We start from the raw sequence: 11,710 nt of genomic DNA on the forward strand, positions 1-11,710 counted from the left end.
CCCGGCTCAGGCGACGGCCTGCCACCAGCCGTCGACGGCGGGCGGCTCGTCGACCACCACCCGCTCGCCCGGCCGGGGCACGGCGAGCCGCACGTCGCGGGCCTTCGCCTCGGCCCACAGCCGGTCGACCGGCTCGGACCAGTCGTGCAGGGCCAGGTTGAACGTCGCCCAGTGCACCGGCACGAACAGCCCGCCGCGCAGGTCGAGGTGGGCGCTGACCGCCTCCTCCGGGAACATGTGGATCGTCGGCCAGGCCCTGTCGTACGCGCCGATCTGCATCAGCGTCACGTCGAACGGCCCGTGCTCGCCGCCGATCTCGGCGTACCCGTCGAAGTAGCCGGAGTCGCCGGTGTAGAAGACCTTGCGGCGTGCCCCGGCCACCACCCACGAACTCCAGAGCGTGCCGTCGCGGCGCAGCCCTCGTCCGGAGAAGTGCTGGGCGGCGGTGGCGGTGATCTCCAGGCCGGCGACCTGATGCGACTCGGACCAGTCCAGTTCGATGATCCGTTCGGCGGGTACGCCCCAGCGGTCCAGGTGCGCGCCCACGCCGAGCGGCACCAGGAACGGCGCGGACTGCCCGGCGAGCAGCGCCCGCACGGTGGCCATGTCGAGGTGGTCGTAGTGGTCGTGCGAGATCAGGATGGCGTCCAGCGGGGGCAGTTCGTCGATGCCCACCGGCGGCTCGTGCAGCCGGCGCGGGCCGACCAGACCCGAGGGGGAGCACCGCTCGCTCCAGACCGGGTCGAGCAGCACCCGCCGGCCCTCGATCTCGATCAGGGTCGAGGCGTGGCCGTACCAGACGATGTTGAGCTCGTCGGCGCTGTCGGCGGCCTCCGGCCCGCCGGCGCTGGGGCGCAGCAGCGGGACGGCCGCGGTCGGACGCCGCTTCTGCTTGCCGAAGATCAGCTCGCGGACCAGGTTGCGCCCCGGCTCGGCGATCATCGTGCGGGTGCCGGCCCGGTTGTGGAAGGTGCCCTCGCGGAACTGCGGCGAGCGGGCCGCCCGTTCGGCCCGCGCCCCGCTGAGCCGGCCACCCAGCGCCGCCGGCACATCCCGGGCGACCCAGGCCAGGCCGGCCAGCGCGGCCAGGCCAGCGGCGCCCCGCATCCGCCGCCCGAGCGACCGTTCGACGTCCGTGTTCTGCGCTCGTGCCATTGCCGTCCCTCCGACGTGTCCGCCCTACACGGTAGTCACCCGGACCGACCCGTGCCTCGGTGGTCGCCACGCCGGGTCGGTCACCGGCAGACGGCGACCGACCCGGGACGGTTTCACGGCGTGCTCTAGCCGCCGTTGCTGGGGCGTCGGGCGGTGATCCGGAACGTCTTGCCCACGCCCGCGATCCGGTCCACCGCGGCCAGGAACCTCGGGCCCATGGCGGCCCGGGCCTGCACCGCCGGGTGGGTCGCGCCGAAGTCCTCCGGGTTGGCCTGCCCGTCGGCGAAGAGAGCGTAGGTGAGCACCGCCGCGCCGGAGCGGTCGAAGATCACACCGGCCTCGTGCCGGGCGTCGGCGTACCACCCGGCCTTGGTGGCGATCCGGGCCCGCTCGTCGGAGGACATGGTGCGCCGGATGCCGTCGGTGAACGCCACCGGGGAGCGCAGGATGCCCAACAGGTACGTCGTCGACGCGGGGGAGAGCAGCGTGCCAGCGACCAGGGCGCGCAGCAGGTCGTGCGTCTCCCGGGGGGTGCTGGTGCCGAGGAAGAACCGGTTCGGGTTGGCCACCGGCTGGACCTGGGTGTTCGGAAAGCCCTTGGCGACCAGGATGGAGTTGATCTCGGCGGCCGGGGCGACCAGCCCGCACAGCCGCACCGCCGTGTCGTCCGAGACGGTCAGCAGGTTCGCCAGCACGTGCCCGACGGTCACCAGGCTCGGGTACGCGCCGTCCAGGCTGAAGATGCCGTCACCGCCCGGTACGACGATCGCCGCGCTCACCTCGACCTGCTGGTCCAGGGTGAGCAGCCCTCGGTCGACCTTGTCGAGCACCGCCGTGGCGACGGCGATCTTGTTGACGCTGTACGCCTCGATCCGCCGGTCCGCGTCGGCTTCCACCGCGACCACCGGCGCACCGGCCGGGTCGGCGACGCTGACGTACGCCTGCCAGTTGCCGCCGGCTGCGGCGCTGTGCTTGGTGAAGACGGCGGCGACCCGAAGGGCGGCCCGAGCGGGGGTGGTCGGCGACGCCTCGGTGGTCTCGGCGGCGCTCGCCGGGGCGGCGGCGCCCAGCACCGTGCCGGCGGTGGCCACAGTGCCCAACCCGAGTGCCGTTCTGCGGTTCAGTCGCATGGTCAATCGTCTCCCCGATCGTGGTGTGCCTGAGCGCTTGCTGGCCCACCACCCTAGGCGAGTTGATCGATGCACGATGCCCCCGAATATGTCCCGAACAGTCCCGAACAGGTCAACCGAACCGTCGGCGCAGTGCGGCGCCCACCGCACCGACCGATCCGGACACGAGTTGCCGCAGGTCGGGCAGGTGGCCGCCGCGTACCGCCTCGCCGGCCGGGTTCGCGGCGAAGACCGAGCCGTCGTGCGCGGCGACCGACCGTCCACTGAGGCCCGCCGCCCGCATCAACGGCCCGACGAGGACGTCGTAGACCCCCGGCAGTACGGTGAAGCCGGCCCGCAGCACCACGTTGAGCCGGCCCACCGACACCTCCCGGCGGGGCCGGTCCACACAGTCCACGATGGCCCGGGCCACCCGCTGCGGGCCGGCGACCGGCGGCGGAGGTCGCCCGATGCGGCCCAGATAGTTGGCCGCCTGCTGGTAAACAGGCGTGTCCACGCTGCCCGGGTTGACCAGACACAGCCGGATCTCCGGGCTGTCACGCAACTCCTGCTGCACCGTCCGGACCAGACCCTGCAACCCCCACTTGCTCGCCACGTACGCGCTCATGTAGGGCGCGGTGATGTGCCCGAGCACCGAACCGGTGAGGATCACAGTGCCGGCCCCGGTGGTCCGGAAGTGCCGCAGCGCCACCCGCACCGAGCCGGCCGCCCCGAGCAGATCGGTCCGCACCACCTGGTCGAAGACCCGTTCCGGCAGCTCGTCGAAGCGCCCGTAGGCCATCACCGCCGCCGTGTGCACCCACACGTCGACGCGGCCGAAGCGGTCGATCGCGGCGCCCGCGAGCGCGTCCAGCGCGTCCGCCTCGGTCACGTCGGTCGGCACGGTCAGCACGTCGACGTCGGCGCACTCAGCGCGTACCTCGGCAAGGGTCGTGGTGGCGCGAGCGGCGAGGACCAGGCGGTCTCCGCGCTCGGCGAACGCCCGGGCCGTCGCCCGGCCGATCCCGCTGCTCGCGCCAACGATCACGACCACCCGGCTCACGGCACCGGCTGCATTCGTGACTGCGGGGCTCGCAACCCCGGCTCACTCCTCGCACTCATGGTTCGAGCACGACCTTGATGCAGCCGTCCTCCTTCTTCTGGAACATCTCGTACGCCTGCGGCGCCCGGGCCAGCGGCACCCGGTGGGTACGCAGGTCCTCCACGCCCAGCGGATCGTCGTCGCCGGAGAGCAGCGGCAGGATCTCGTCGGTCCACCGGCGCACGTGACACTGCCCCATCCGCAACTGGATGCCCCGGTCGAACATCTCCATCAGCGGCATCGGGTCCGCCTCGCCGCCGTACACCCCGGAGAGCGACACGGTGCCGCCGCGACGAACCGACTTGAGCGCCGCGTGCAGGACTGACAAGCGGTCCACGCCCGCCCGGTCGGTCATCGTCCGGGCCAGCTTGTCCGGCAACAGCCCGGCCGCGGTCTGGGCCAACTTCCCCGCCGGCGAACCGTGCGCCTCCATCCCGACCGCGTCGATCACCGCGTCCGGGCCGCGCCCGTCGACCAGATCGATCAACGCGCCCGGCACGTCGGACAGCTGGCTCACGTCGAGTACCTCGATGCCGTGCCGGCGGGCCAACTCCAGCCGCTCGGGAACCAGATCCAGCCCGATCACCCGGCCCGCGCCGAGGTGGCGACCGACCCGTGCGCAGAACTGCCCGACCGGACCCAGGCCGAAGACGGCCAGGGTGCCACCCGGTGGGGTGTCCGCGTACTTCACCGCCTGCCAGGCGGTGGGCAGAATGTCGGACAGGTAGAGGTAGCGCTCGTCCGCGCCCGTCTGCGGGATCTTGATCGGCCCGAAGTGGGCCTGCGGGACGCGCAGGTACTCGGCCTGCCCGCCGGGCACCGAACCGTAGAGCGAGGTGTAGCCGAACAGGGACGCGCCCTTGCCCTCGCTGGTGACCTGGGTGGTCTCGCACTGCGCGTAGAGCTGGCGCGAACACATCCAGCAGCTGCCGCAGGCGATGTTGAACGGCACCACCACCCGGTCGCCCGGCTTGAGCCCGGTCACCTCCGACCCGACCTCCTCGACGATGCCCATCGGCTCATGACCCAGGACGTCACCCGGCTTCAGGTACGGCCCGAGCACCTCGTAGAGGTGCAGGTCGGAACCGCAGATCGCGGTCGAGGTGATCTTCACGATCGCATCGGTCGGCTCCTCGATCCGGGGGTCCGGCACCTCCTCGACCCGTACGTCCCGTTTGCCCTGCCAGGTCAAGGCCTTCATTTCACTCGTCTCCTCTCGACGCCGTCTCCGGAGACTGCTACCCGGGCGCGGGCACTTGAACCGGCTGCGCTCCAGGGCCGTCTCGGGCGAATCGGGTGCGTCGGCCCGTGAGCTGCGGCCGGCGAGTGGATCATGCATTGGGCCGGGCGGGGCGAGGTGGGCCTGCACCTGCTACGCCTCGGCGTCGCGAACATCGTTCGGCGCCGCTCCCGCCGCTCTGTGACCCATGCCACATGCGATCCCGTCAGCAATCGGGGCGCTGTCCCGCTCAACTCACGTGAGCACGCCAAAGGACAGGAGCAACACATGAAGCACCGCATCGTCGTTCTCGGTGCCGGCTACGCCGGAACCCACGTGGCCGGGAACCTGGCCCGCCGGCTGTCCCCGGTGGACACCGAGATCACCGTGGTCAACGTTGAGCCGGACTTCGTCGAGCGGCTGCGGCTGCACCAGCTCGCCGCCGGCCAGAAGATCGCGGCTCCGAAGCTCGCCAACGTCTTCGCGGACACGGGGATACGGCTGCGCCTGGCCCGTGTCAGCGCCGTAGACCCCGAGGGCCAGGTCGTCGCCGTGGCCGACGCCGATGGTGGCGGCGAGCTCGGCTACGACACGCTCGTCTACGCGCTCGGTAGCCACGGCAACGACTGTGGCGTCCCCGGCGTAGCCGAACACGCCTTCGACATCGCCGCCCGGCCCTCGGCGCTGCGTCTGCGCGAGCGCCTGGATAGCCTGGGCAGGCGCAGCGAATGCGGGAAGGTGCTGGTCGTCGGCGACGGGTTGACCGGCATCGAGACCGCCACCGAGATCGCCGAATCCCGGCCCGGCCTGTCGGTCACGCTGGTCGCCCGCGGCGAACTGGGTGCCCGGCTCTCCGCCGGGGCCCGCAGCCACCTGCGCGGGACCTGCGACCGGCTGGGCATCACCGTCCTGGAGCACACCTGCGTCGAAGCCGTCGAAGCGACGCGGGTGCTGTGCGCCGACGGCACTGGCCTGGCGTCAGACGCGACCGTGTGGACGGCGGGGTTCGCGGTCAGCCCCATCGCCGCCGCCAGCGGGCTGGAGGTCACCGGGAACGGTCAGATCGTCGTCGACCGCACCATGCGGTCGGTCTCGCACCCGAACGTCTACGCCGCTGGCGACAGCGCCTACGCCATCGGTGACAACGGCCAGCCGCTGCCGATGTCCTGCGCTTCGGCCGGCTACACCGGCATGCAGGCGATCGAAGCGATCGTGGGACGCCTGACCGGCCGCAAGATTGCGAACACCAAGCTGGGCTACCCGGGCAACCACATCAGCCTCGGGCGGCGGGACGGGATCCTGCAGATGGTCGACGACGAGGCGCACGCAAAGCCGAAGTATGTGGGCGGCCGGAAGGCCGCACGGGTCAAGGCGGGCATCCTCAAGACCTCGCTGTGGGCCGTCTCGCACCCGACCTTCGGCCTGCCCAAGCGCAGGCACCGCCTGATCGCGCTGCCGGATGCGTCCCGCCGGACAGACGGTCGCGTAGCCGCCTAGGTTGGTCCGCGTGGACAGCATCGCCGAGGATCGCTTCGACACCAGCCGGTTCGAGGCCAGCCGGAACCGGCTGGCCTCGCTGGCGTACCGGCTGCTGGGTTCCGCCGCCGAGGCCGAAGACGCCGTGCAGGATGCGTTCCTGCGCTGGCAGGCCGCCGACCGGCGGCGGATCAAGGTGCCGGAGGCATGGCTGACCAAGGTCGTCACCAACCTGTGCCTCGACCGGCTCCGCTCGGCACAGGCCCGCCGGGAACGCGCCGTGGGCGCCTGGCTGCCCGAACCGCTCCTTGACGGCGACCCGATGCTCGGCCCGGCCGACACGTTCGAGCAGCGCGAATCGGTCTCCCTGGCCGTGCTGACTCTCATGGAGCGCCTGTCACCCCTTGAGCGGGCCGTCTACCTCTTGCGCGAATCATTTTCCTACAGCCATTCCGATATCGGCGAGATCCTCGACATCACCGAGTCCGCAAGCCAGCAGCACCTCCACCGGGCCCGGCGCCACATCACCGCCGCCCGCCGCCGCAGCGGCGAGGTCGACCCGGCAGCTGCCCGCAGAATCGTCGAGGAATTCCTCGCCGCTGCCTCCTCGGGCCGCACCGAGCGGCTGGTGGCGCTGCTGACCGACGACGCGACCGCGATCTCCGACGGCGCCGGCCTGACCGAGACGCTGCTGCGGTACGACACTCCGCAGCGCATCGCCGCCGTCGTACGGGCCGGCTTCAAACCCACACCCGCGAAACGGCGACTTGCCGGCGGTACGCCCGCCATCCACTACGCGCTCGTCAACCGTGCCCCCGCCCTCCTCTTTGTGCTCGGCGACCAGGTCCTCGGTGCCGTGACGCTCGACATCAGCAACGGCAAGATCGCGACTGTGCGCGGCATCGCCGCCCCCATCCGCCTTGCCCGCCTGACCGAAGCCTGGCGGCAGCACGAACCGGACACGCCGCTCATCACCCAGTGGTGACGAGGTACTGGGACGAAACCCGCGCAGCTGGTCGTCATTTCGCGTACCACATGACGTACCGGCCGCTGCTTGCCGAACTCCGGCGTGAGCAGGGTGAGTGACCGGGCTGACGCGCCGTTACGCCAACCCCACCAGTTCGTCGGCGGAACCGGACCGCAACCGCCCAACCGAACGCCGACCGCCGACCGCCGAAACGCCAGACCGCCGCACCCAGGAAGGGATACGGCGGCCTGTGCAGACGCGGCGGAGCTCAGGAACCGGGGGTGTTGTTGGCTCCCTTGGCGGTGGCCGCGAGGTAGTCGCGGTTGAGCCGGCCGATGGTGTTCAGCGGGATGCCCTTCGGGCAGGCCGGGGTGCATTCGCCGGCGTTGGTGCAGCCGCCGAAGCCGGCCTCGTCGTGCGCGTCGACCATGCCGATCACCCGGGTGTAGCGCTCGGGCTGGCCCTGCGGCAGCAGCGAGAGCTGGGTGAGCTTGGCGGCGGTGAAGAGCATGCCGGAGCCGTTCGGGCAGGCTGCCACGCAGGCGCCGCAGCCGATGCAGGCCGCCGACTCGAACGCGGCGTCGGCGTTGGCCTTGGCCACCGGGGTGGAGTGGGCCTCGGGTGCGCTGCCGGTCGGCGCGGTGACGTAGCCGCCAGCCGCGATGATCTTGTCGAAGGCGCTCCGGTTGACGACCAGGTCCTTGACCACCGGGAAGGCGCTGGCCCGCCACGGCTCGATGTCGATCGTCTCGCCGTCGGAGAACTGCCGCATGTGCAGTTGGCACGCGGTGGTGCCGCGCTGCGGCCCGTGCGCGTCGCCGTTGATCATCAGGCCGCACATGCCGCAGATGCCCTCGCGGCAGTCGTGGTCGAACGCCACCGGGTCCTCGCCCGCGAGGATCAGCCGCTCGTTGAGCACGTCGAGCATCTCCAGGAACGACATGTCCGGGGACACGTCGTCGACCGGGTAGGTCACCATCCGACCCTTGTCCTCAGGGCCCTTCTGGCGCCAGATGCGCAGGGTCAGGTTCACTTGTAGCTCCGCTGCGTGGGGTGGACGTATTCGAACTTCAGGTCTTCCTTGTGCAGCACCGAGGGCTCGCCGTCGGCGGTGAACTCCCAGGCCGCCACGTACGCGAACCGGTCGTCGTCGCGCTGCGCCTCACCGTCGGGGGTCTGGTGCTCGGCCCGGAAGTGGCCGCCACAGGACTCCTCGCGGTGCAGGGCGTCGATGCACATCAGCTCGGCCAGCTCGAAGAAGTCGGCCACCCGGCCGGCCTTCTCCAGCGACTGGTTGAGCTCCTCGCCGGTGCCGGACACCTTGACCCGCTGCCAGAACTGCTCGCGCAGGGCACGGATCTCGTCGATCGCCTTGCGCAGCCCGGCCTCGCTGCGCTCCATGCCGCAGTGTTCCCACATGATCTGGCCCAGTTCCCGGTGGAACGAGTCCACGGTCCGGTCGCCGTCGACAGCGAGCAGCCGCTGGACGCGGTCCTCGACGTCGGTGCGCGCCTCGACGGCCGCCGGGTGGCTGGCGTCGACCTTCTCCAGCGGACCGGAGGCCAGGTAGTTGGCGATGGTGGTGGGCAGCACGAAGTAGCCGTCGGCGAGGCCCTGCATCAGCGCCGAGGCGCCGAGCCGGTTCGCGCCGTGGTCGGAGAAGTTCGCCTCGCCGATCACGAACAGGCCGGGGATGTTCGACTGGAGGTCGTAGTCGACCCACAGGCCACCCATCGTGTAGTGCACGGCGGGGTAGATGCGCATCGGCACCTCGTACGGGTCCTCGCCGGTGATCCGCTCGTACATCTCGAAGAGGTTGCCGTACTTGGCCTCGATGGCCTTGCGGCCCAGCCGGCCGATCGCGTCGGCGAAGTCGAGGTAGACGCCGAGCTTCGTCGGCCCGACGCCCCGACCCTCGTCGCACACGTTCTTCGCGGCGCGGGAGGCGATGTCGCGGGGGACCAGGTTGCCGAAGGAGGGGTAGATCCGCTCCAGGTAGTAGTCCCGCTCGTCCTCGCCGATGTCCTTCGGGCTGCGGTCGTCGCCCTTGGTCTTCGGCACCCAGACCCGGCCGTCGTTGCGCAGCGACTCGCTCATCAGGGTCAGCTTCGACTGGTGGTCGCCGGAGACCGGGATGCAGGTCGGGTGGATCTGCGTGTAGCACGGGTTGGCGAAGTACGCGCCCTTGCGGTGTGCGCGCCAGGTGGCGGTGACGTTGCAGCCCTTGGCGTTGGTGGAGAGGTAGAAGACGTTGCCGTAGCCGCCGGAGGCGAGCACCACGGCGTCGGCCATCTCGGTGCTGATCTCGCCGGTGACCAGGTCCCGGACCACGATGCCCCGGGCCTTGCCGTCCACCAGGACCAGCTCGAGCATCTCGTGCCGGGCGTACATCTCGACGTTGCCCAGGCCGATCTGCCGCTCCAGGGCCTGGTACGCGCCGAGCAGCAGTTGCTGGCCCGTCTGGCCCCGGGCGTAGAAGGTGCGCTGCACCTGGGCGCCACCGAAGGAGCGGGTGTCCAGCAGGCCGCCGTACTCGCGGGCGAACGGCACCCCCTGGGCGACGCACTGGTCGATGATATTGACCGACACCTCGGCGAGCCGGTGCACGTTCGACTCCCGGGAGCGGAAGTCGCCGCCCTTGACGGTGTCGTAGAAGAGCCGGTGCACGGAGTCGCCGTCGTTGCGGTAGTTCTTCGCCGCGTTGATGCCGCCCTGCGCCGCGATGGAGTGCGCCCGGCGCGGGCTGTCCTGGTAGCAGTAGGACTTGACGTGGTAGCCCTGCTCGGCCAGGGTCGCGGCGGCGGAGCCGCCGGCCAGGCCGGTGCCGACCACGATCACCGTCATCTTGCGGCGGTTGGCGGGGTTGACCAGCTTGGCCTCGAAGCGCCGGGTCTCCCAACGCTTCTCGACCGGGCCGGCGGGAGCCTTGGTGTCGGCGATCGGGTCGCCCTCGGTGAAGAGTTCCATGTCAGGACACCAATCCGGTGAGTACGGCGAACGGGACCACCAGGTACCCGGCGCAGAGCAGCACGGCGAAGATCAGAGCCGCGGTACGTGCCCTGCGCTCGCCGCGGGGCGTCTGCTGGCCGAGGCTGCGGAACGCGCTGAACGCGCCGTGGCGCAGGTGGAAGCCCACCGCGAGGATGGCCAGCGTGTAGAAGAGGGTGACGTACCAGCGCTCCGGGGCGAAGTCGGCGACGACGTTGCCGTACGGCTTGCTGGCGTCGCCGACCGGGTTCAGCGTGCCGGTGGTCAGGTCCAGCAGGTGGTAGATCACGAAGAGCAGGATGATCACTCCACCCCAGCGCATCGTGCGGGCCGCGTAGCTGCCGTTGACCTTCTTGCGGTGGGCGTACTTCACCGGGCGGGCGGCGCGGGCCCGCCGGGCCAGCACGGTGGCGGCGACGATGTGGGCGACGACCGCCACGACCAGCACGGTGCGCAGGATCCACAGGAACCAGACGCCGGGCAGCAGCGGCTTGCCGATGTCGCGCAGCCAGTGCGCGTAGTGGTCGAACGAGGTCTCCCCCGTGAACACCTTCAGGTTGCCGAGCATGTGGGCGATGAGGAACAGCGCCAGCAGGATGCCCGTCACCGCCATGACGGCCTTGAGGCCGACGTTCGAGCGGATGGGCGACCGAGTCTTCGTGATTACCACAGGACCGACGCTAGGAGCACTTCGATCAGTCGTCCAATGCATCAAACTCGCAGTGTTGATAGCCGTAGGCTATGTAGATGCAGCTCCATCAGCTCCGGTACTTCGTCGCGGTGGCCGAAGTACGACATTTCACCCAAGCCGCCGACCTCGTGGGCATCACTCAGCCTTCTCTCAGTAAGCAAATTCACGCTCTGGAGGCCGACCTCGGAGCACCACTGTTCGAGCGGGTAAGGGGCAACATCGCCCTCACCGCGGCGGGTGAGGTGCTGCTGCCGTTGGCCACCCGGATCCTCGCCGACGTGGAAACCGCGACCCGGGAGGTCCAGGAGTTGGTCGGGCTGCGCCGGGGCCGGGTCCGGCTCGGAGCCACCCCCAGTCTGGCGACCTCGCTTGCCCCGCCGGTGCTGCGCCGGTTCCGCGACGCGCACCCCACCGTCGACCTGCGCGTCGAGGAGGGTGGCTCGCAGGATCTGGTCCGCGACCTGCTCCGCGGCGACCTCGACCTGGCCCTCATCATCATGCCGGCGCAGGGGGCGGACCCGGGGCTGCGGGTCGACCCGATTCTGCGGGAGAGCCTGGTGGTGGCCTCGGTGGGGGAGGTGGCGACCGCGTCGACGACCGGGGAGTTGCGCATCACCGACCTGCGGGACCAGCCGATGGTGATGTTCCGGGAGGGATACGACCTGCGCGACGCGACCATCCAGGCGTGTCGGGAGGCGGGCTTCGAACCCACCTTCGCGGTGGACGGCGGCGAGATGGACGCGGTGCTCAGCTTCGTCGAGGCGGGGCTCGGCATCGCTCTCGTGCCGGGCATCGTGCTGGCTCGCCGGCCGGGCGTGCGGATCACCCCGCTCGCCCCGCCCGGGGTGCGGCGGACCATAGCGGTGGCCCGTCGGCGCGACGTCGTACCCACCCACGCCGGTCGGGAGCTTCGGCGCATCCTGCTCGACTACATCCAGTCGGCGATCGACCTCGGTGAACTGCCCCCGGGCGTCGAGCCACTGACCTGACCCGCCGGGGCCGC

Annotated in this window: 10 protein-coding genes; 3 read left to right on the forward strand and 7 right to left on the reverse strand. The window is 70.9% G+C overall.

The window, feature by feature from the left end; genetic code table 11:
* Positions 1 to 6: 6 nt before the first annotated feature.
* From ABZ794_RS11610 to ABZ794_RS11625, 4 genes are all read right to left on the reverse strand, one after another.
* Positions 7 to 1,107, reverse strand: a complete 1,101-nt coding sequence (locus ABZ794_RS11610; RefSeq protein WP_210781406.1) for an MBL fold metallo-hydrolase — start codon at positions 1,105 to 1,107, stop codon at positions 7 to 9.
* Positions 1,108 to 1,280: 173 nt separating this feature from the next.
* Positions 1,281 to 2,285, reverse strand: coding sequence for a serine hydrolase (locus tag ABZ794_RS11615; RefSeq protein WP_357515415.1), 1,005 nt, complete (start codon positions 2,283 to 2,285; stop codon positions 1,281 to 1,283).
* A 112-nt stretch (positions 2,286 to 2,397) separates the two neighbouring features.
* Entirely contained in the window at positions 2,398 to 3,327 is a 930-nt protein-coding gene (locus tag ABZ794_RS11620; protein ID WP_210781350.1) for an SDR family NAD(P)-dependent oxidoreductase, read from the reverse strand.
* Positions 3,328 to 3,382: 55 nt separating this feature from the next.
* Positions 3,383 to 4,567: a zinc-dependent alcohol dehydrogenase gene (locus ABZ794_RS11625; RefSeq protein ID WP_357515417.1), complete on the reverse strand. Its 1,185-nt coding sequence runs from the start codon at positions 4,565 to 4,567 to the stop codon at positions 3,383 to 3,385.
* Positions 4,568 to 4,873: 306 nt separating this feature from the next.
* On the opposite strand from ABZ794_RS11625, the gene ABZ794_RS11630 reads away from it, so the two are divergent.
* Both ABZ794_RS11630 and ABZ794_RS11635 read left to right on the forward strand, forming a co-directional pair.
* Complete coding sequence (locus ABZ794_RS11630; protein WP_210781407.1) at positions 4,874 to 6,082, forward strand: FAD-dependent oxidoreductase; 1,209 nt, start codon at positions 4,874 to 4,876, stop codon at positions 6,080 to 6,082.
* Between the two features lie 10 nt (positions 6,083 to 6,092).
* Entirely contained in the window at positions 6,093 to 7,046 is a 954-nt protein-coding gene (locus ABZ794_RS11635) for a sigma-70 family RNA polymerase sigma factor (RefSeq protein WP_210781352.1), read from the forward strand.
* Positions 7,047 to 7,296: 250 nt separating this feature from the next.
* On the opposite strand, the gene ABZ794_RS11640 is transcribed toward ABZ794_RS11635, so the two are convergent.
* The 3 genes from ABZ794_RS11640 to ABZ794_RS11650 are packed head-to-tail and all read right to left on the reverse strand — an operon-like array spanning position 7,297 to position 10,680.
* A complete protein-coding gene (locus tag ABZ794_RS11640; protein WP_210781353.1) occupies positions 7,297 to 8,061 on the reverse strand; it encodes a succinate dehydrogenase/fumarate reductase iron-sulfur subunit in 765 nt (254 codons plus the stop codon).
* A complete protein-coding gene (locus ABZ794_RS11645) occupies positions 8,058 to 9,995 on the reverse strand; it encodes a fumarate reductase/succinate dehydrogenase flavoprotein subunit (RefSeq protein ID WP_210781354.1) in 1,938 nt (645 codons plus the stop codon). The genes ABZ794_RS11640 and ABZ794_RS11645 overlap by 4 nt, the downstream gene beginning before the upstream one ends.
* 1 nt (position 9,996) lies before the next feature.
* Positions 9,997 to 10,680: a succinate dehydrogenase cytochrome b subunit gene (locus tag ABZ794_RS11650; RefSeq protein ID WP_084597936.1), complete on the reverse strand. Its 684-nt coding sequence runs from the start codon at positions 10,678 to 10,680 to the stop codon at positions 9,997 to 9,999.
* Positions 10,681 to 10,763: 83 nt separating this feature from the next.
* Here ABZ794_RS11650 and ABZ794_RS11655 point away from each other — a divergent pair, with 83 nt between their 5' ends.
* Complete coding sequence (locus tag ABZ794_RS11655; RefSeq protein WP_210781355.1) at positions 10,764 to 11,696, forward strand: LysR family transcriptional regulator; 933 nt, start codon at positions 10,764 to 10,766, stop codon at positions 11,694 to 11,696.
* The last annotated feature ends 14 nt before the right edge of the window (positions 11,697 to 11,710 follow it).

This window comes from Micromonospora sp. NPDC047187, assembly GCF_040643355.1.
Lineage (GTDB): Bacteria > Actinomycetota > Actinomycetes > Mycobacteriales > Micromonosporaceae > Micromonospora > Micromonospora salmantinae.